This is a genomic window from Nocardia sp. NPDC052316 (genome assembly GCF_044547795.1).
Taxonomy (GTDB): Bacteria; Actinomycetota; Actinomycetes; order Mycobacteriales; family Mycobacteriaceae; genus Nocardia.
The window spans coordinates 587,409-607,688 of sequence record NZ_JBIUBB010000001.1; the positions used below are offsets into that span (position 1 = coordinate 587,409).

Genomic DNA, 20,280 nt, shown 5'->3' on the forward strand with positions numbered 1-20,280 from the left:
GAGCTGGTTGGCATAGGTGCCATAGAGTTCAACCAGCAGACCGAAGAGGAGGGTGCCGCCGATGTTCAAAGGCGCGTTCGAGAAGACGGTGGTCCAGCTACTCGATTCAGGGTCGCGTATGCAGGCGCCCGCGGTCGCCAAGTACGTCGACCGGATCCGGCGCTCCCACCCGTCGGAGAGCCCAGCGCAGATCATCGAGCGCCTGGAGAACCAGTACCTGCTCGCGGTGACCGGCAGCGGTGGCGCCGTCGGCGCGGCAGCGGCGGTGCCCGGCGTCGGCACCGTCGCGGCGGTCGCGGCGGTCAGCGCGGAGACCACGTTCTTCATGGAGGCCTCAGCCGTGTTCACCCTGGCGGTGGCGGCCGTGCACGGCATCTCGCCGGAGGACAAGGAGCAGCGCAGGGCGCTGGTGCTCGCCGTCGTCCTCGGCGAGGGCGGCATGGATATCGTGCAGAAGACCGTCGGCACGTCGGCCAAGAACTGGGGCACGGTGTTCGCCAACCGCATTCCCGGTCTCTCGTCGATGAACGACTCGCTGCTCAAGCGGTTCATCGTCCGCTTCATCACCCGCCGTGCCGCGCTGATGGCGGGCAAGGTGGTGCCCGCGGGCATCGGCGCGGTGATCGGTGGCGTCGGCAACCGGGCGATGGGCAAGGCCACGATCAAGAACGCACGTCAGGCCTTCGGGCCGCCACCGGTGGTCTGGCCCGCCGACCGGCATCTCATCGTGGACGCCGATCCGCTCACCGCGATCGACCCGTCGCAGCCGCAATCGCCGACCAAGCCGCAGTGACCGGGGTGGCACCGCTCGCCTTCGCCGTGCACGCCATGACCAAGCGCTACGGTCTGGCCTCCGCCGTCGAGAACGTGAGTTTCACCGTCGCGTCCGGCACCACCGCCGCCCTCGTCGGGCCGCCCGGTGCGGGCAAGACCACCATCGCGCGGACTCTGCTCGGGCTCCTCGAACCCACCTCGGGAACCGCAGCGGTCGGCGGGCCGGGGACGAGCCGGCCACGCGGCGACGCGGAGCGTGACGCGGGCAGTTCGGCCCGGGTCGTCGGCGGAGTGCTCGCCCCGCGTGGACTGCATCCCCGGCGAACGGCGCGCGACCACCTCCGGGTGTACGCGGCGGCGGTCGGCGTGCCGGACAGCCGGGTCGAGGAAGTGCTCGAGCTGGTCGGGCTCGGTGACATGGCCCGCTCGAAGGCCGGTGCGCTGTCGGCCGGTCAGCAGACGCGGCTGGCACTGGCGACCGCGGTGCTCGGCGACCCGCCGCTGCTGGTGCTCGACGAACCGATGGACGGCCTCGACGCCGCGGAACGTGGCTGGCTGCAAGACTTTCTGCGCAGGCACGCCAAGCGCGGCGGCAGCGCCCTGGTGACCAGCGCGAGCCTCGCCGCGGTGCTGCCCGGTGCGGACAACGTCATCGTGCTGAGCAACGGCGCGGTGGTGTATCAGGGCAGTCCGGCGCGGCTGCGCCGCGGTCACCCCGATCGGCTCGTCGTCGCGGCGTCGACCCCGATCGCCCTGGCGACCGTGCTGGCCGCGCGTGGCTTCACCGATGCCGTGATCCGGCCGGACGGGCGACTCGCGGTGGCCGAGGCGACCGAGGCCGACATCAGGGCGGCCGCGACGGCCGCGCAGGTGCGGCTGGACAGCATCATTCCCGATCTGATCCATCCCGATCGGGTGCTGGCCTCGCTGACCAAACCTCCGGCGCCGGCGATCTCGCCCTACCCCGGCCTGTCCGGGACCGCTCACCATCCGACGCCGATGCCCTACGGAATTCCTCGATGATCACGATTCTGCCGCCGGAGCTCGTACCCTCGGTCAACTCCGAGGTGCGCAAGGTCGCCACACTGCCGGGGAACCGGCTGCTCGCCTGGGTGCCGCTGGTGGTCGCGCTCCTCGCGAGCATGGCCAGCGCGCTCATGGCGGGCAAGGCCGATCCCGGCGGCGAACCCATTACCGGCACCGCGACCCTGGGCTTGTACATCGGCCTCGCAGTGGTGGTCGTGGCGGCGGCGGTGTTCGGCGCGATCGGCAGCGGCGGCGAGTACGGGCACCACACCATGCCGATCACCGCGCTGTTCACCGGCGACCGCGACCGGCTCGCCGCGGCGAAACTGGTGGTTACCGGCGTGTTCGCGCTGGCGGTCGCGGTGGCGATGGAAGTGGTCTCCGTGCTGACGCTCGCGGCTTTCGGCCGAGGCAAGTTCGACTTCGACCTGGATCTGGCGGCCGTGCTCGGCGGCGGGCTGTTCGCCGCGGTCTGCTGGTCGCTGATCGGCGCGGGCCTCGGATTCCTGCTGCGCTCGTCGTCGACCGTGATCGCGATCATGCTCGGCTGGTTCGTCATCGCCGAGCCGCTGCTCTGGCTGATCGCCAACGGCGTCGGTGCCACCGGGTTCGTCACCCTGTTCCCCGGTTCCGCGACCATCAGCACCATCGCCGTCGGGTCCTACCCCGACAGCGACTTCCTCGCGCCGACACCCGCCGCCATCGTGGTGCTGCTGCTGTGGACCATCGGCATCGGCGGCGCTGCCTGGTGGAACCTGCGCAGGCTCGACCTCTGACCCCTGCCACCTGACGAAACCGCCCAGCGGGAACAACGACGTGTCGGTGCGCGTCATTACCGTGGATGGTTATGGGCGGGGTTGTCGAAGCAGGCGAAGACACCGGGTCGGCTGAGCGCGACCCGGGCGGCCCCGGCTGGATTCGTCGGCTGTGGGGCGAGAGCCGGACGCACCGCGGCACGCTGGCCGGCCTGGGCGCGGCCGTGCTGGCGGGTGCCGCAGTGGAGATCGCCGGGCCACTGCTGACCAAGCGCGCCATCGACGCCGCCGGGACCGGCCAAACCGCTGTGATCGGTGTCGTCGCCGGGCTGCTGGTGCTGCTCGCCGTCGGTCGGTTCGCGGCCGGATTCGGTCGGCGGTTGCTCGCGGGGAAGCTGTCGTTGGACGTGCAGCACGCGCTGCGGGTGGACCTGCTCGGGTCGCTGCAACGGCTGGACGGGGTCGGGCAGGACGCGATCCGGACCGGCCAGGTGGTGTCGCGGTCGATCACCGATCTGCAACTGGTGCAAGGACTGCTGGCGATGGTGCCGCTGGCGAGCATGGCGGTGGTGCAGTTCGTGCTGGCCGCGGTGGTGATGATGTGGCTGTCGCCGCCGCTCGCCGTCCTCGCGCTGCTGATCGTGCCCGCGATCGCGCTGGTGGTCTACCGGCTGCGGCCGCGGCTCTACGCGGCCACCTGGTCCGCACAGCAGCGCGCCGCCGATGTCGCCCAGCATGTCGAGGAGACCGTCACCGGTGTCCGGGTGGTGAAGGGGTTCGGGCAGGAAGCCCGGATGGTGGACGTGCTCGAAAAGCACAGTCGCACCCTGTATGCCGAGCGGATGCGCGCGGCGGCGGTGAACTCCCGCTTCGCGCCGACGGTGGCCGCCATTCCGCAACTCGGCATGGTCGGCGTCATCGTGGTCGGCGGGCTGCTCGCGTTGCACGGGGCGATCGGGATCGGCACGTTCGTCGCCTTCGCCGCGTACGTCGCGACGATGAGCGGTACCGCGCGGATCATCTCGGGGGCGTTGGTCCTCGCGCAGTTGACCCGCGCCGCCGCCGAGCGCGTGTACCAGGTGATCGACACCGCGCCGGTGCTCACCGATCCACCCGAACCCACGCCGCTGCCCGCGGGCCCGCTCGGCATCGAGATCGACTCGCTGACTTTCGGATTCGACCAGGACCAGCCGGTGCTGCGGGAACTCGACCTGACCGTGCGGCCCGGCGAGACGGTGGCGATCATCGGGCCGGCCGGCTCGGGAAAGACCACGCTCTCGCTGCTGCTCCCCCGCTTCTACACACCCGACGCGGGCCACATTCGCCTGTTCGGCGCCGAGCCTGCGCACCGCGTCGACCTCGCGGACCTGCGCGCCGCCGACCTGCGCGGCGCCATCGGCGTGGTGTTCGACGACCCGTTCCTGTTCTCCGACACCATCGCTGCCAATATCGCCATCGGCCGCCCGGAGGCCACCGACGCCGAGATCAGGGCGGCCGCGCAGGCGGCGGCGGCCGACGACTTCATCCGCGAACTCCCCGACGGCTACGACACGGTGGTCGGCGAACGCGGCCTGACGCTGTCCGGCGGGCAACGCCAACGCATCGCGCTGGCCAGGGCGCTGCTGGCGCGGCCGCGCATTCTCGTGCTCGACGACGCGACCTCCGCGGTGGATGCGATCACCGAGGCGGCGATCTTCGGCACGCTGCCCGATCAAGCGGGGCGCACCACCCTGATCCTCGCGCACCGCGAATCGACCCTCGCCCACGCCGATCGGGTGATCCGGCTGCCCGCGCCGGTGGGCGCCCAGCTGACCGCACACACGGCATCCGCCGCGATGCCGGCCACCGCCGCCAACGGCAGCGCGGGCCACACCTTCGCCGCGGCCGCAGCCGACCTCACGGAAACGCCTGAGCTGCGCCGGGAAATCGCGCGCCTGCCACCCGCCACCGAGCAGCCGAAGCTGGACGACCAACGGCTGCGGCAGCCCGATCCGGAGTTCCGGCTGACCAGGCTGCTGCGGCCGGTGCGCGCGCTGGTGCTCGCCGCTGTCGCCCTGCTGCTGCTCGACGCACTGGTCGGTGTCGCCTTCCCCCCGATCGTGCGTTTCGCGATCGACACCGGCGTCGGTGGCCGCGATGCCGGGGCACTCTGGCTGGCCGCCGGGCTCGGCATCGCCTTGGTCGCCGGGGGTTGGCTGGTCGGCGCGGCCAACACCCTGATCACCGCGCGGACCGGCGAGCGGGTGCTCTACGGCCTGCGCATCCGCAGCTACGCACACCTGCAGCGGCTCGGGCTCGACTACTACGAGCGCGAGCTGTCCGGCCGGATCATGACGCGGATGACGACCGACCTCGACTCGTTGTCCACGTTCCTGCAGACCGGGCTGGCCACCTCGTTGATCGGCGGGTTGACCTTCGTGGGCATCGCCGTGGCGCTGTTGGTGATCGACGTGTCGCTGGCCCTGGTGGTGCTGGCCACGCTGCCGCCGCTGTTCGTGGCGACGGCACTGTTCCGGCGCTTCGCGTCGACGGCGTACACCGTCTCGCGGGAGAACGTGTCCACCGTGAACGCCGACTTCCAGGAGAACGTCGCGGGCCTGCGCGCGGTCCAGGCCAATCGGCACGAGCCGGTCGCGGCCCGCCGCTTCGCCGAGTACTCCGATCGATACCGGCACAGCCGGATGCGCGCGCAGACCTCGATCGCGCTGTACTTCCCGTTCATCACCGCCTGGTCGGGGATCTCGCTGGCCGTTGTCGTCTTCGTCGGGGCACGCGAGGTGGCGGCGGGTACCACGACGGCAGGCACCCTGGTCGCCTTCGTGCTGTATCTGGAGCTGCTGTTCGCGCCGGTGCTCGCGCTGTCGCAGGTGTTCGACGGATATCAGCAGGCACGGGTCGGGCTGCGCCGGATCGGCGAGTTGCTGCGCACGCCCTCGGCGATCGCGAGCGATCGAGCCGACGCGGTCCCGATCGAGCACGGGCTGCGCGGCGAGGTCGTCCTCGATGAGGTGCGCTTCCACTACCCCGGTGTCGAGAAACTCGCGCTGGCCGACGTCTCGCTGCGGATCCCCGCGGGCAGCACCCTCGCGCTGGTCGGCCCGACCGGCGCGGGCAAGTCGACCATCGTCAAGCTGCTCGCCCGGCTCTACGACCTGCCGCCAGACACGGACGGCACCGGCGCGATCCTGGTCGACGACACCGACATCCGGGACTACCGGCTCACCGACTACCGCGCCCGCCTCGGCATCGTCCCGCAGGAAGCGCACCTGTTCAGCGGTGACGTCGCGAGCAACATCGCCTTCGGCAAGCCGGGCGCGACCGACGCCGACATCGCCGAAGCCGCCGCGGCGGTCGGCGCGACGGACATGATCGCGGCCCTGCCGCTCGGCCTGCGCCAACCCGTCGGCGAGCGCGGGCGCGGCCTGTCGGCGGGGCAGCGACAGCTGGTCGCGCTGGCCCGCGCGGAGCTTGTGCGCCCCGACTTACTACTGCTCGACGAGGCGACGGCTACCCTCGATCCGGACGCCGAGGCAGCGGTGCTCGCCGCGAGTCGATCCTTGACCCGAGGGCGAACCACCGTCCTCGTCGCACACCGGCTCGGTACGGCGGCGCGAGCCGATCGCATCGCCGTCGTCGAACACGGCCGGATCGCCGAAATCGGCACTCACGTCGAGTTGCTTGCCGCAGGTGGCGGGTATGCCCGACTGTGGGCAGCGGCACGTGAAACCGGGGGAATATTCTCGGTTACGGACAAGTCGTCTTCTATGAGGTGAGGTTTGTCGGGTGGTCAGTCGCTCCGTCGGTTTGCTGCTGGGCCTATCCTCAGATAGGGCGCATCGGCGCGCATCCGCTGATCCCCGTGCCGGGCACGTCACAAACGTCGCAGCGCGAAGAACGAAATGAGGCGAACACCTGCTGTGAGCAGCTCAACTTCCCAGTTCGGACAGAACCAGTGGCTAGTCGATGAGATGTATCAGAAGTTCAAGCAAGATCCATCTTCGGTCGATGAGAGTTGGCACGAGTTCCTCGCCGATTACACGCCCGAAGCCACGGGTGATTCCGGTAACAGCTCGGCCGCCCCGGCCGCGGCCGCTCCCGCGCAGGCGCCGACCCCGGCTCCGGCACCCGCGCCGGTGAACTCGGCCCCCAAGGCGAACTCGGCGCCCAAGGCCGCCGCACCCGCGCAGGCCAAGCCCGCGGCCCCCGCGCCCGCTCCGGCAAAGACCACCGCGCGCACGCCGCAGACCACGCCCGCGCCGACCTCCAACGCGGCGCCCACCTCCGGCGCCCCGAAGACGGACGCCCCGGCCGACGAGGCCAAGGTGCTGCGCGGCGCCGCCGCGGCGGTCGCCAAGAACATGGCCTTGTCGCTGTCGATTCCGACCGCGACCAGCGTGCGCGCCATCCCGGCGAAGCTGATGATCGATAACCGGCTGGTCATCAACAACCACCTGGCCCGCACCCGCGGTGGCAAGATCTCGTTCACCCACCTGCTGGGCTACGCGATCGTGCAGGGCATCAAGGCCTTCCCGAACATGAACCGGCACTTCGCCGAGATCGACGGGAAGCCGAACGCGATCACCCCGGCGCACACCAACCTCGGTCTCGCCATCGACCTGCCCGGCAAGGACGGCAGCCGATCGCTGGTCGTCGCGGCCATCAAGGGCACCGAGTCGATGACCTTCGGCCAGTTCCACACCGCCTACGAGGACATCGTCCGCCGCGCCCGCGACGGCAAGCTGACCGCCGACGACTTCAGCGGCGTCACCATCTCGCTCACCAACCCCGGCACCATCGGCACCGTGCACTCGGTGCCCCGCCTCATGCCGGGCCAGGGCGCCATCATCGGCGCGGGCGCGATGGAGTACCCGGCCGAGTTCCAGGGCATGAGCGACGAGCGCATCGCCGACATCGGTGTCGGCAAGCTGATGACGCTCACCTCCACCTACGACCACCGCATCATCCAGGGCGCGGAGTCCGGCGACTTCCTGCGCACCATCCACCAGCTGCTGATCTCCGACGAGTTCTACGACGAGATCTTCCACGGCCTCGGCGTGCCGTACGAGCCGGTGCGCTGGCGCAAGGACATTCGCGAACGCGGCGTCGACAAGAGCACCCGCGTGCTCGAGATGATCGCCGCCTACCGCAACCGCGGCCACCTGATGGCCGACACCGACCCGCTGCGGCTGGTCAAGGACAAGTTCCGCAGCCACCCCGACCTCGACGTCACCCAGCACGGCCTGACGCTGTGGGACCTGGACCGCACGTTCAACGTCGGCGGCTTCCACGGCCAGGAGCAGATGAAGCTGCGCGAGGTCCTCTCGGTCCTGCGCGACGCCTACTGTCGGCACGTCGGGGTGGAGTACACCCACATCCTGGAGACCGAGCAGCTGCAGTGGATCCAGGAGCGGGTCGAGCAGAAGCACGTCAAACCGACGGTCGCGCAGCAGAAGTACATCCTGAACCGGTTGAACGCGGCGGAGGCCTTCGAGACCTTCCTGCAGACCAAGTACGTCGGGCAGAAGCGCTTCTCGCTCGAAGGCGCCGAGGCCGTCATCCCGATGATGGATGCGACCATCGACCAGTGCGCCGAGCATGGTCTCGACGAGGTCGTCATCGGCATGCCGCACCGCGGTCGCCTCAACGTGCTCGCCAACATCGTCGGCAAGCCGTACTCGAAGATCTTCACCGAGTTCGAGGGCAACATGAACCCGGCGGGGGCGCACGGCTCCGGCGACGTGAAGTACCACCTCGGCGCGCACGGCACCTACCTGCAGATGTTCGGCGACAACGAGATCGAGGTCTCGCTCACCGCGAACCCCTCGCACCTCGAAGCGGTCGACCCGGTGCTCGAGGGTCTGGTCCGCGCCAAGCAGGACCTGCTGGACAAGGGCGACGGCCCGGACGGCTACTCCGTCATGCCGCTCATGCTGCACGGTGACGCCGCGTTCGCGGGTCAGGGTGTGGTCGCCGAGACGCTGAACCTGTCCGGGCTGCGCGGCTACCGCGTCGGCGGCACCATCCACATCGTGGTGAACAACCAGATCGGCTTCACCACCGCGCCGGAGAACAGCCGCTCCACCGAGTACTCCACCGACATCGCGAAGTTCATCGGCGCGCCGATCTTCCACGTCAACGGTGACGATCCGGAGGCCTGCGACTGGGTGGCCCGTCTCGCGGTCGACTTCCGGCAGAAGTTCCGCAAGGACGTCGTCATCGACATGGTCTGCTACCGGCGCCGTGGCCACAACGAGGGCGACGACCCGTCGATGACCCAGCCGTCGATGTACGACGTCATCGACACCAAGCGCTCGGTGCGTAAGGCCTACACCGAGAGCCTGATCGGCCGTGGCGACATCTCGCTGAAAGAGGCCGAGGACGCGCTGCGCGACTACCAGGGTCAGCTGGAGCGGGTGTTCAACGAGGTCCGCGAGCTGGAGAAGTACACGCCGGAACCGAGTGAGTCGGTCGAGGACGACCAGAAGGTCCCGACCACGGTGCAGACGGCCGTGGACAAGGCGGTACTGCAGCGCATCGGCGACGCGTTCCTGAACGTGCCCGACGGCTTCAACGTGCACCCGCGCGTCAAGCCGGTGCTGGAGAAGCGCCGCGAGATGGCCTACGAGGGCAAGGTCGACTGGGCCTTCGCCGAGCTGATGGCCTTCGGCACCCTGATCGACGAGGGTCGCGCGGTGCGCCTGACCGGTCAGGACTCGCGCCGCGGCACGTTCACCCAGCGGCACTCGGTGATCATCGACCGCAAGACGGCCGAGGAGTACACCCCGCTGCACAACATCGGCAGCACCAACCCCGGTTGGTTCGCGGTGCACGACTCGGCGCTGAGCGAGTACGCCGCCGTCGGCTTCGAGTACGGCTACTCGCTGGGCAACCCGAACGCACTCGTGTTGTGGGAGGCGCAGTTCGGTGACTTCGTCAACGGCGCGCAGTCCATCATCGACGAGTTCATCTCCTCCGGTGAGGCAAAGTGGGGTCAGCTCTCCGACGTCGTGCTGCTGCTGCCGCACGGCCACGAGGGTCAGGGTCCCGACCACACCTCCGGTCGCATCGAGCGGTTCCTGCAGTTGTGCGCCGAGGGCTCGATGACGGTTGCCGTGCCGTCCACCCCGGCGAACTACTTCCACCTGCTGCGCCGCCACGCACTGGACGGCATCCGCCGCCCGATGATCGTCTTCACCCCGAAGTCGATGCTGCGCAACAAGGCCGTCGTGTCGGATCTGAAGGACTTCACCGAGAGCAAGTTCCGCTCGGTGTTCGACGAGCCCGCCTACGAGCAGGGCATCGGCGACCGCAGCAAGGTGAAGCGGATTCTGATGACCAGCGGCAAGCTCTATTACGAGCTGGCCGCCGAAAAGGCCAAGCAGAAGCGCGAAGACGTCGCGATCGTGCGGATCGAGCAGCTTTACCCGCTGCCCACCTACCGCCTGAACGAGTCGCTCGACCGCTACACCAACGCGACCGACATCGTGTGGGTCCAGGAGGAACCGGCCAACCAGGGCGCCTGGCCCTTCTTCGGCCTCAACCTTCCGGAGGTCCTGCCCGACCGCCTCGGCAAACTGCGCCGCATCTCCCGCCGCGCCATGTCGGCCCCCTCCTCGGGGTCCAGCAAGGTGCACGCGGTGGAGCAGGCGGAGATCGTCGCCGAAGCTTTCGAGCCGACCAGCTAGTAGCTCAGCGTTGACCCGGCGTTCGGCGTTTATCGAGCCCGGATCGATGGGTATTCAGGATTGACTGCTTGCTGACAGTTCTCGGCTTTCCGCCTGCCGCCGAAATGCTTGGCCCGCAAGCGAATCCCCGCTTCGTGGGTTACGCGGAGTTGCCCGCAGATCGAAGTCCTCATTTCGCACGAATTCGGTCGACTATGCCCGAAAAGTAGGCGGTTTCGCGGTACGAAATGTGGCACTCGTCACATAATTCCGGTTTTCGGAGCGGCGTCGGATATGAATATCGGTGTTCGAACAACATCAACGCTTCGATTCGACTGGGGGACAAGGCGTTCCATGGTGATCGGGGGCGGGAGAGATACCGAAATGTTCCACAAGACTGTCCGCAAGGTCCTTACCGTGGTTCTGCCCTTCGCGGTAGTGGCCAGCCTCGCCAACGCGGGCACCGCGTCCGCAACCGACTACGCCGCGCAGCAGACACGGTGGGCCGAGAGCCTGACCGCGACGGGTAACGAGCAGGGCGTCGAATACAAGACCACGACGGCACCGGACCTGAAGTCCATCTCCACCGAGCTGAACAGCGGCAAGTTCACCCTGGCCGCGGATTCGTCGACGGTGCGCGTGGAGTCCACCACCGGTGCGCAGGTCACCGAGTTCCCGATGACGCTGAAGACGGTTGCGGGCAACACGATTTCGCTGGCTCCGCAGGTATCTGCGGACGGTAAGACCCTGGTCGTCACCCCGCAGGTGACCCCGGAGGCCGCCGCTGAGCTGAAGAACGTCACCGCCACCGGTGACCTGAAGCCCATCGCCACCAACCCGGACGCACAGAACCACGACCCGGTCGCCAACGGTCTCGCCGCCGGCGCCCTGGTGGGCCTCGGCATCGCGGCCGTCCTGTGCATCCCCGCCGTGCTCGCCTTCGTCATCGGCTACTTCGCCTGCGTGGTGGCCAGCGGCATCAGCTACGTCGTGTTCGCTGCCGTGATCGGCGCGATCCTCGGTGCGGCTGCTCCGCACGTGATCCCGCAGGTTCTGCCCTGATGATCAGCTCGTCGCCGACCTTCGAAGCGACCAACTGATTCACTGAAACGACGCCGGGTCGACTCCGCTTTCCCGCGGAGCCGACCCGGCGTTCGGCGTTTTCCGTGGTTGCCAGTGTCGTTTCCGTGGTAGCCAGCGCCGTTTTCCGTGGTCGACAGCGCCGTTTTCCGTGGTCGACAGGGCACAGTGCCGTCAGTAAACTTCGCCACCATGAGCGACGGGGGTACGCCGACAACATCCGGTCAGCAGGTTTCGGTCGTTCCCGAGCAGGTGCGCGACGTCGGAAAATACGTCTACGAGTTGGCCGAGGCGCTGCGCTCGGCGTTGGATTCCGCCGCCAAAGACGTGGACGCATTGACCAACGGAAGCTGGACCGGCGACTCGGCCACCGAGTTCGCCAACGGCTGGACCGACGTGCGAGACGGGGGCGTGGCGATCATGTCGGCGTTGACCGGCATGGCGGAGAAACTCGGCGTCACCGCCGACACGTACCAGGCCCGTGACGCGAACAACGCCGCCGCACTCAACACCTCCACCTTGGATCTGCCATGAGCTCGGAATTCTCGGTCGACCTCGAGCATCTGGACCAGATCGTCGCCCGCCTCGCCGGACTGGCCGGATTCGTCGCCGAGCATCTCGACGAAATCGACGACCGCGTCGCGGCACTGCACGGCACCGGCTGGGAAAGTGCTGCCGCCGAAGCGTATTCCGACGCCCACCGGCAATGGGCTACCGGCGCGCGCGAGTTCGTCGAAGGGGTGCGCGAGATGAGCGATGCGGCGAAGAAGGCGCACGGGCGTTATACCCGAGCGATCGAACTCAACAGCAAGATGCTGCAAGGGGGTTGAGCCGTGCGCATCGACTGGCAGACCTACTACGACGCCGCCAAGAAATGCCACGACCTCGCCGCCGACCTCCGCCTCGCCGACAAACCGGTGCATGACGCCGTCAAAGGCGAGTGCGCGGGCATGGCCGGCGACGCACCCGGATGCAAAGAGTGGGGCGAGAAGTACGACCGCACCGCGCGCGACACCATGCAGTCGTGCACGAACCTGGCCGATGCCCTCACCAACTTCGGTTACGTGCTGTACGCAACCGGCTACAACTACGGCATCGGCAACAACAGCAATCCGCCACCCCCTCGCCCCGATGTCCGCGAGGTACCGCAATATCAGGTCACCATCCCGACCTCGGTGCGCGACAACGGAATCGGCATCGAACACCACGGCGGCGTCCAGGAGCTCTTCGACCTTCTGATCGCCCAAATCCTGGAGCAGTTCGGAAAGCTACCCAACGGCGACATCAAGAAACTCGAGAAGGCCTCGACCACCTGGACCACCTTCGCCAACCACGAGACCGTCACCGGCGCCGCCGCCCGAATCACCACGATCATCGGCCTTTTCGACAAGATCGAAGACGAGAAAAATCTTTCCCCACTACTCGACCGCCTCGAAACCCTGCGCAACGGCGCAACCCAGGTCGCCGCCGCAACCCAAAACCTGGCCGCTCCGGTCGCCGACTACCACGCAGGCACCGTCCAAGTACGCGGCAACATCGAATCCTCGATCACCCAAGCCGAATGGGCCATCGGCCTCACCGTAGTAGCCGCCGCAGCCGCCGCCTTCTTCACCTTCGGCGGCAGCGCCGCAGCAGGAGCCGGCGGCGTCGGCGTCATAGTCACCAACACCATCAACACAATCCGCACCGTCTACCAGGGCAGCAACCTCCTGAAAGCAGTAGGCCTGGCCACCGCCGCCGCCGGAGCCGTCGGCGTAATCAACTCCTTCGACAAAGTCCCCGACCTAGGCACCACCCTCACCTCCCTAGCCTCCATCATCGCCATGCGAGTGCTGATCGATGGTGACGGCGATCATCCCCACCCAGGTGCCAACAACCCCGCGGAGGACCCGAACTTCGGCCGCCTGAGTGAGGCCGAGCAAGCAACCCTCGAGCGGGCGCAACAGGCGCACCCTGAGCTGGGACTACGGGCCACCGCGGAGGAGAGAGACGGTGAATACGTCGACAAGGACGGAAAGATCTACGATCAAATGGGCAACCCCAAAGCGTCGGACCACTGGAGCCCCGAGGCGGCGGAGAAGTTCAATAGATCAGTAGACCACCATCTGACGAAGTCGACCGATGCCACTCTCATCGACCTGACCGGTTTCAGCGATGAGGCGATTGCCGACGTCAAGCGATACGTTGATTCCCTCCCCGCCGACAAACAGGCGAAGATATTGAGGATTGGATTCTGATGACAACAATCAGCTTTTCGCCAGCGGCCGAAGATATCTTCAGCGTTCGCAAGGCCGTCTACAGGATGATCGTCACACGTGCCACAAAAAAGCTGACAGATTCAGCCGACATCAAAGAGCTCGAAATGAGCGAACTCTTTGATGACATATCACTCTATTCACTGTCGGACGCTCAGCGAGCGCGGCTCGAATCGGCCCTACTGGCAGGCATACTCACACTCCGGGAAGACATCAATGCCGGTCGACCGACCGAGGAGCCGGTTCGCAACGGTATAGAAAGCGTCCTGGACGAACTTGTCGAATTCATGCAAACGCACCTTTCACCGAGTACGTAGCGGCAGGAACCAGGGATGGACGGGCGGGGATGATCAGGGAAATTAAGGAATACGATGATCGGTGGCTGTTGCGACCGCTACGGGACAGCCAGGTGGTACATATCGAATGGGGCGCAGACCATTTCGAGCTGTCACTTGATTCAGCGTTTCGGATCGTTGCAAGCTACGAGACGGAGCTATCTCCGCGGTCGTTGGCACCAGACCATCCCGATCGGCACGTGATCACCCACTGGCGGCCGGCTGAAGTCGAGCGAAATATCTCTGCGCCAATAGTTTCCGCAGTACTTTTCAAATCCGGCTGCCTTCGTGTGGGCTTCCGCAACGGATGGAACATGTTCGTGTCCTATCGGCAGCCGGACGCTGCCTTCGGAATCTTCTCAGGCGAGACGTTGATGTCGGACCGATCTGGCATGCAGGATCAAGTCGAATACCCTGTTGTGCAGGTCGATCGTTGGACTGGGAGACGTATCACGGCACCACCGTGGCCACCGAAGCCAGATAACCTCGCGATAAATTATGATTCGGACGATATCAACGACTGACGCCACCACTCCGGAACACAACAGAATCGCGCGTTGACGACTTGACGTATGGAACTGGCTTTTGACGAAGGCTGCAGTATGCGTCAAGAAGGTGCTTTGTGCGTTAAGCCGTGGCGGGCCTGGGTGGTTACCCGGTGGAGATGAGGTTGGCGGCGGCGTTGAGGGTTAGCCAGATTCCGATGCCGCCTACAGCCCAGCCGATGGCTGTGGCGCTGTGTTTGGTCAGCCAGTCGTTGAGTCGTTGGAGGAGGGGGTCTATTCGGTGGTGGGCTATTAGGCGGGCGGCGGCTAGGGCTAGGGCGGGGACGGTCATCAGGACGCAGTAGGCGGCGAGGGTTAGGGCGGTTAGGGGCCAGGTGAGGTTGGCGTTGGCGATGAGGGCGATGGCGGCCAGGTAGGGGAGCATGGTTGCTACCTCTAGGGCGGCGGCTGCGAGGGCGAGGCTCATCAGGCTGCGGGGGCTGCCGGTGCCCGACATTGCTTTGGTGCGCCAGCGGTGGATCTTGCCGGGTTGGCCTGCTTGGCGTTTGGCTCTGGCTTCGAGGCGGTAGCTGAGGGCGAAGACGAGGAGGCCGAGGATCAGTTGGGCGATGCGGAGGGGGAGCTCGGGGAGGTCGAGGGAGCCGGTGCGGAGGGCGGTGAGTGCGGTGTCGGCACCGAGGACGAGCAGTACGCCGACGGCGAAGTAGAAGACGGCCACGGTGGCGAGGTACACGGCGATGCGGCCTGGGCGGAGGCGGCCGGGGGTCAGCAGTAGCCAGATGGGGATGAGCAGGGTGCCGAAGCTGGTGCTGTCGACGAGGGCGAGGGCGATCAGCGCGGCGACGAGCGGGAGAGTCATCGGTGTTCCGTTCGGGTGTACGACACGGTTCTGATGCTGGCGTATCCGGTTGTGCCGCCGCGTCCGACGAAGGGAGGACCTGCGGTGGTGTCAGGGGCGGACGTCCCGAATGAGCTTGTCCGCGCACCGCAGTACATCAGAGCGCCCCGTACAACCCACCGGCATCGACGGGGATCGCAGCTCCGCTGATGTAGGACGCTCGCTCCGACAGTAGGAACTCCACTACCCCGGCCACTTCCACGGGATCGCCGATGCGGGCGCCAGGATTCTTGGCGCGTAGGTGGGTGAGGAGTTGGTCGTGTAGACCGCCGAGCATGTCGGTGTCGATGACACCGGGGCAGACGGCGTTGATGCGGATGCCGTCTCGGGCGTATTCGGCGGCCAAGGCGCGGGTGAGGCCGACGACGGCGTGTTTGCTGGCGGTGTAGGAGACCGAGAGGCTGTCGGCGGCACGCAGTCCGGCGACCGACGAGCAGTTGACGATCGCGCCTGCGGCGTTGACGGACATCATGCGCAGTTCGCGGCGCAGGCAGCGCCAGAGACCTTTGACGTTGACATCGAAGACGGTGTCGAACTGGGCTTCGGTGGAGTCGTGGAAACGGGCACCGCGCAGGATGGTGTCGGTGCCGATCACGCCCGCGGCGTTGAAGGCGCCGGCGAAGTCGCTCGCGTACTTCTCGACGGCGTCGAAGAAGGAATCGACGTCGGCGGGGCGGGTGACGTCGGCAGCGATGAATTCGACATTGTCGCCGAGCTTTTCGGACAGGTCGTGCCCGGCGGCGCGATCCCGTCCGCAGAACACGACGTGGTTGCGTGCGTCGGCGGCGAGTAGTTCGACGGTCGCAGCCCCGATCCCCCTGGTCCCGCCTACCACCACGTGCACCGAACGATTTCCCATGGTGTCCAACCTATTCCGAAGCGGCCATGCGAGACTTCGCAAACCGCAACCGTTCCGCCACATCGATCAGCACTTCTGGATCGTGTGCCGCGGTGACGGTCGACCGCAACGCACCACCGGGCCGCGAACTCCATGCCCCGGACAGCGGCAGCAGAAACACGTCGGCATCCAGCGCCGCATGGAACCAACGGGCGGTATCCCCCGCATCCGAAAACAGCAGCGGCACAATCGCGGTCGCGGAGACCCCGGTATCGAATCCGGCCGAGTGCAGCGCGGTCGTCCAGGTCGCTCGATTCGTCGCGAGCCGCTCCATCAACGTATCCCCCTTGCGCAGCAGCAGTTCGACGGACTCGGCGGCCAGCGCAGCCGCCATCGGCGAGATCACGGTGGAGAACGTAGCCCCGCGATGTCGGCGCAGTCGCTCGGCATACTCGCCCGAGCTGGTGACGAACCCGCCCCCACCCACGAAAGCCTTGGCCAGCGAACCGACCCGGACATCGATACTTCCCGGCATTCCGTAGTGCGCTTCGATGCCACGCCCACCCGGACCGAGCTGGCCCACCGACGATGCCTCGTCGACGAACAGCACAGCGTTCGCGTCCCGGGCGCAGGCGACGAGGCCGGGCAGGTCGGCGATGTCCCCCCCGACACCGAAGATCGCCTCACACACGATGACTCGCCGTCCGCGGGTGGGAAAGCGCTGCAGCTGCCCACGCAGGTCATCGGGGTCGTTGTGCCGATAGATGTGCAGGGCGGCACCGCTGAGCAGGCAGCCGTCCAGCAGTGAGCGATGGCACCGCTCATCGATGAACAACGCGTCGTCGGGCCCGGCGATCGCGGGAATGGCGGAGACGTTCGCCAAATAGCCGGAGCTGTACAGGGTTATGGCCTCGCACTGCAGCAGGGACCGTAACGCATCGGTCAATCGTTGATGCACGACGGTATAACCGTTGATCGCACCGGACCCGTGTGAGCCGAAAGTCGAGGAACTCCGGGCGAACTCGACCATCGCGGCACGAATATCCGGGTGTGAGTTCAGGCCGAGGTAGCTGTTGGAACACAGATGATCGAAGCGCCGACCGCGAAAATGGATCGTGGTTTCGCTGACCTCAGCGGCCGGTCCGAGCAACGCGCGCACATCGAGCTGCGGCGGCGTCGGCGCACTGGATGGCGGGGTGGCAGCCTTGCGAGCTCCGGCATCGGAGAGAGCTTCCACCAGCTCGGCAGCGGTGAGCGCGTTGGTTATACCGGCCCGCGACGCTCCGGGCCCGGCAACCCTGCTGAGCAGCGCGGCGAACCGGAGCGAGTCGATGCCCAGGGCGTCGAACGGCGCGTTCATGTCTGGCTCATCGAGTCCCGTTGTGTAGCGCAGATAGTCACGGATTTGTGCCGCCGTACCCGTGGTATCCCCACTCGGCCTCGGCTCGGACAACATCGCACGCAAGGCCGCGACATCGACCTTTCCGTTGCGCGTCATCGGCATACCGGTCACCGTCAGCACCCGCTGCGGCAGCATATATTTCGGTACCCGTGCCGCCAGCGCGGCCCGAAAGGCCATGGGCTCGAATTGAATCGAGTCGTCCACCGGAACAAGAAACACTGCCAACGCCGTAGCACCGTCGAGCTCGAAGCCGATGGTCGCCGCGTCCTTCACCGCGGCCATGGTCCGGCACTTCTCCGAGATGTGGTCGAGCTCGATGCGGTAGCCGTTGATCTTGACCTGCTGGTCCGCGCGACCGCCGAACATCACCCCGTGGCGCGGCGAACGGTAACCGAGGTCGCCGGTCAGATAGGCGGGAATCATGTTGCCCTCCGGTATTCCGGTACAGAACTTCGTCGCGGTCAGCTCGGCATCCCCCGCATAACCGAGCGCGACTTGCGAACTGCGCACCACGATCTGCCCGGTCTGCAGCGGCAAGCAGACTCGACGCCCCGGCGTGACAACCAGAACATCGACGTCCTTCATCCCCGAACCGACCGGAATGACCTCGGGCACCTTCGCCAACCCGGCGGCACTGGTATCGACCTCGAAATAGCCGACGGCCCTTTGTGTTTCCGTAGAGCCGTACAGATTCACGGTGCGCGCGCCGGGCGCGACCCGAGCCACCGTCTTCACCTGCGCACGGGTCAGCGCCGCACCGACCAGAAAGACGACAGCCAGATCTGTCAACGGATCTTCGGCACCCGCGAGCAGCCGGATCGCCGCCGGATTGACGCACACGACCTGCACCCGATGCTCCGCCAGCCAACCCGGAAACGCCTCGGTGACGGTCGAACTCCGATGCTCGGGCACCACGATGGTGCCGCCGAGGTAGAGCGGGGTCATGATGTCGCGCTGCAACGGGTCGTGGCCGATGCTCGAACACATACCGAACCTGGCGCCGCGCAGCGAGCCGAATCGGCCGTCCATCCAATCGAAGAAGTAGGTGAGCGAGCCGTACCGTCCACGCACCGCCTTGGGCGTCCCGGAGGTCCCCGAGGTGAAGGTGATGATCGCGCAATCGTCGCGCCGAAACCGTTCGGCCTCGTATCGATCGGGCTCGACGGCGGATTGGAGACCGAGCGCGGTGAACGCCCCTGAGATGCCGACACCGGCAAGATCGGCCACATGATCGGCGCCCGCGACCCGCGCACACTCCTCGATATAGCTGGTGGGAGCCTCGGGATCAGCGATCGATACGGTGATCCCGGCCTTGAGCGCCGCCACAAAGGTCGCGACGAGCGTCTCGTCCCGGTTGGGCACGAGCAGCAACGTCTCACCGGCCCGCACGCCGCGCTTCTGCAGGTCAGCGGCGATGCCGTCGGCAGTACGATCCAGTTCGGCGTAGGAGATTGTTTTGGTGGCCGTTTCGACGGCAATCCGCGAAGGATAGGCGCGAGCCATCTGGACGAAACGCGTGACAAACAGGTCCGGCTCGTCGGCACGAATACGCTTCTCGAAACTCGGCCCGGTGAATGCGTCTTGCAGAACATCTTCGGCCTTGGCCAAAACCCCCTGTGCCCACGCGCCGGACATCACCTCGACGACCTCGCGCACATCGATATCACCGTCTTGCGGTAGGGCAACACTGATTTCCCCGCTACCGATATGTACCGCGGTCACCGGCCGGAACCGCTCGATCAACTCGAGGTGCCGCGCCGGTTCGACATCGGAAACGAGATGTCCCGCCGCGATATCGACCGCACGCACTACCGGCGAAGCCTTGATCAATGCACACAGATCCGCCAGCGTATGCCGCTCGACATCGACGCCGGACACATCGACCACCCGCAGCCGCGCCGCGGTCGCGACCAAAATACTGCCCCGCGCGCCGAATACCCGATCGAGCAGCGCATGCAGCGCCACCGCGATTACCTGGGGCTCCCAGTCCACGCGCGCCGCGAAAGCACCGGACCGATAGTCGCGATGCAGCGAAGTGTTGTCGATACCGATGGTGTCATTGCTGATCATGCTCAATTGCTTTGTCCCACTCGTCATATCGTCGCGCCGAACCTTCGCCGCGCTACCTACTGAAGGGCCACTCCCACTCCGACGGTCACCAACGCAACACCCACCCCCGTGTCGATCCGCCGACGCGTCCGCGCCTGCGCGAACCGCTCGTGCAGCCACGTCACCACACTGGTGACGAAGAGGAACCACGCCGTCACCACCACGACCGCGACCAACGGAAGCGCCACCGCGTCGGTGACCGTCGCGCCGTCCGGAATGAACTGCGGAATCAGCGCGACGAAGAAGACGGCCGTCTTGGGGTTGAGGACGCTGCTACCGAACCCGCGCCCCAGATCACGCCGGAAGCCCTGCGCGGCAACGGGTCCGAGCATCGCGCCACCCGCTGCCCGTCGCGCCTGTACCAACGCGTGCACCCCGAGAAAGATCAGATACGCCGCGCCGAGCAGCCGCACCGCGGTGAACGCCTCCGACGACGTCGCGAGCAGGGCCGAGACTCCGGTCACCGCCGCGAGCACCCACAGGAACATCCCGGCCGCCACTCCGAGTGTCGCGGCGGCACCGGCCGCCCAGCCGCTCAGTGCCCGGCTCATGATCACCGCGAGATCCGGCCCAGGGGACGCCGACACCACCAACATCACCCCGGCGAATGCGGCGTATTGCGTGATGGAGGACATCGT

The 20,280-nt window shown here is 66.9% G+C and carries 15 protein-coding genes; 11 read left to right on the forward strand and 4 right to left on the reverse strand.

The window, feature by feature from the left end:
- Positions 1-61: 61 nt before the first annotated feature.
- The 11 genes from ACIHA7_RS02645 to ACIHA7_RS02695 all read left to right on the forward strand — a co-directional run bounded on the left by ACIHA7_RS02645 (position 62) and on the right by ACIHA7_RS02695 (position 14,413).
- A complete protein-coding gene (locus ACIHA7_RS02645) occupies positions 62-793 on the forward strand; it encodes a hypothetical protein (protein WP_397284825.1) in 732 nt (243 codons plus the stop codon).
- Complete coding sequence (locus tag ACIHA7_RS02650) at positions 790-1,797, forward strand: ABC transporter ATP-binding protein (protein ID WP_397284827.1); 1,008 nt, start codon at positions 790-792, stop codon at positions 1,795-1,797. The genes ACIHA7_RS02645 and ACIHA7_RS02650 overlap by 4 nt, the downstream gene beginning before the upstream one ends.
- A complete protein-coding gene (locus ACIHA7_RS02655; RefSeq protein ID WP_397284829.1) occupies positions 1,794-2,576 on the forward strand; it encodes an ABC transporter permease in 783 nt (260 codons plus the stop codon). Before ACIHA7_RS02650 ends, ACIHA7_RS02655 begins: the two co-directional genes overlap by 4 nt.
- A 71-nt stretch (positions 2,577-2,647) precedes the next feature.
- Positions 2,648-6,328, forward strand: coding sequence for an ABC transporter ATP-binding protein (locus tag ACIHA7_RS02660; RefSeq protein WP_397284831.1), 3,681 nt, complete (start codon positions 2,648-2,650; stop codon positions 6,326-6,328).
- A 126-nt stretch (positions 6,329-6,454) separates the two neighbouring features.
- Entirely contained in the window at positions 6,455-10,240 is a 3,786-nt protein-coding gene (locus ACIHA7_RS02665; RefSeq protein WP_397284833.1) for a multifunctional oxoglutarate decarboxylase/oxoglutarate dehydrogenase thiamine pyrophosphate-binding subunit/dihydrolipoyllysine-residue succinyltransferase subunit, read from the forward strand.
- Positions 10,241-10,636: 396 nt separating this feature from the next.
- Positions 10,637-11,281 (forward strand): hypothetical protein, encoded by a 645-nt coding sequence (locus tag ACIHA7_RS02670; protein WP_397284835.1) that lies wholly within the window; start codon positions 10,637-10,639, stop codon positions 11,279-11,281.
- 210 nt (positions 11,282-11,491) lie between these two features.
- Positions 11,492-11,833, forward strand: a complete 342-nt coding sequence (locus tag ACIHA7_RS02675; protein ID WP_397284837.1) for a WXG100 family type VII secretion target — start codon at positions 11,492-11,494, stop codon at positions 11,831-11,833.
- A complete protein-coding gene (locus ACIHA7_RS02680) occupies positions 11,830-12,129 on the forward strand; it encodes a WXG100 family type VII secretion target (RefSeq protein ID WP_397284839.1) in 300 nt (99 codons plus the stop codon). The genes ACIHA7_RS02675 and ACIHA7_RS02680 overlap by 4 nt, the downstream gene beginning before the upstream one ends.
- 3 nt (positions 12,130-12,132) lie before the next feature.
- Positions 12,133-13,536, forward strand: a complete 1,404-nt coding sequence (locus tag ACIHA7_RS02685; RefSeq protein ID WP_397284841.1) for a hypothetical protein — start codon at positions 12,133-12,135, stop codon at positions 13,534-13,536.
- Positions 13,536-13,871 (forward strand): hypothetical protein, encoded by a 336-nt coding sequence (locus ACIHA7_RS02690; RefSeq protein WP_397284843.1) that lies wholly within the window; start codon positions 13,536-13,538, stop codon positions 13,869-13,871. Before ACIHA7_RS02685 ends, ACIHA7_RS02690 begins: the two co-directional genes overlap by 1 nt.
- 29 nt (positions 13,872-13,900) lie before the next feature.
- The gene (locus ACIHA7_RS02695) at positions 13,901-14,413 is read left to right on the forward strand and encodes a hypothetical protein (RefSeq protein ID WP_397284845.1); all 513 of its coding nucleotides are present in this window, start codon (positions 13,901-13,903) and stop codon (positions 14,411-14,413) included.
- A 127-nt stretch (positions 14,414-14,540) separates the two neighbouring features.
- Here the strand turns inward: ACIHA7_RS02695 and ACIHA7_RS02700 are convergent, their stop codons facing one another.
- From ACIHA7_RS02700 to ACIHA7_RS02715, 4 genes are all read right to left on the reverse strand, one after another.
- Positions 14,541-15,254, reverse strand: coding sequence for a GAP family protein (locus ACIHA7_RS02700; protein ID WP_397284847.1), 714 nt, complete (start codon positions 15,252-15,254; stop codon positions 14,541-14,543).
- 136 nt (positions 15,255-15,390) lie between these two features.
- Positions 15,391-16,152 (reverse strand): SDR family NAD(P)-dependent oxidoreductase, encoded by a 762-nt coding sequence (locus tag ACIHA7_RS02705; RefSeq protein WP_397284849.1) that lies wholly within the window; start codon positions 16,150-16,152, stop codon positions 15,391-15,393.
- Between the two features lie 10 nt (positions 16,153-16,162).
- The gene (locus ACIHA7_RS02710) at positions 16,163-19,603 is read right to left on the reverse strand and encodes an aminotransferase class I/II-fold pyridoxal phosphate-dependent enzyme (RefSeq protein WP_397284851.1); all 3,441 of its coding nucleotides are present in this window, start codon (positions 19,601-19,603) and stop codon (positions 16,163-16,165) included.
- A gap of 56 nt (positions 19,604-19,659) precedes the next feature.
- Positions 19,660-20,277, reverse strand: a complete 618-nt coding sequence (locus ACIHA7_RS02715) for a LysE family translocator (protein ID WP_397284853.1) — start codon at positions 20,275-20,277, stop codon at positions 19,660-19,662.
- Positions 20,278-20,280 lie beyond the last annotated feature (3 nt).

Coding starts and splice junctions, on each gene's coding strand:
- ACIHA7_RS02680 (WP_397284839.1), top strand. CDS start 11,830: ATGAGCTCGGAATTCTCGGTCGACCTCGAGCATCTGGACCAGATCGTC.
- ACIHA7_RS02700 (WP_397284847.1), bottom strand. CDS start 15,254: ATGACTCTCCCGCTCGTCGCCGCGCTGATCGCCCTCGCCCTCGTCGAC.
- ACIHA7_RS02675 (WP_397284837.1), top strand. CDS start 11,492: ATGAGCGACGGGGGTACGCCGACAACATCCGGTCAGCAGGTTTCGGTC.
- ACIHA7_RS02655 (WP_397284829.1), top strand. CDS start 1,794: ATGATCACGATTCTGCCGCCGGAGCTCGTACCCTCGGTCAACTCCGAG.
- ACIHA7_RS02690 (WP_397284843.1), top strand. CDS start 13,536: ATGACAACAATCAGCTTTTCGCCAGCGGCCGAAGATATCTTCAGCGTT.
- ACIHA7_RS02665 (WP_397284833.1), top strand. CDS start 6,455: ATGAGGCGAACACCTGCTGTGAGCAGCTCAACTTCCCAGTTCGGACAG.
- ACIHA7_RS02710 (WP_397284851.1), bottom strand. CDS start 19,603: ATGATCAGCAATGACACCATCGGTATCGACAACACTTCGCTGCATCGC.
- ACIHA7_RS02695 (WP_397284845.1), top strand. CDS start 13,901: ATGATCAGGGAAATTAAGGAATACGATGATCGGTGGCTGTTGCGACCG.
- ACIHA7_RS02645 (WP_397284825.1), top strand. CDS start 62: ATGTTCAAAGGCGCGTTCGAGAAGACGGTGGTCCAGCTACTCGATTCA.
- ACIHA7_RS02715 (WP_397284853.1), bottom strand. CDS start 20,277: ATGTCCTCCATCACGCAATACGCCGCATTCGCCGGGGTGATGTTGGTG.
- ACIHA7_RS02705 (WP_397284849.1), bottom strand. CDS start 16,152: ATGGGAAATCGTTCGGTGCACGTGGTGGTAGGCGGGACCAGGGGGATC.
- ACIHA7_RS02660 (WP_397284831.1), top strand. CDS start 2,648: ATGGGCGGGGTTGTCGAAGCAGGCGAAGACACCGGGTCGGCTGAGCGC.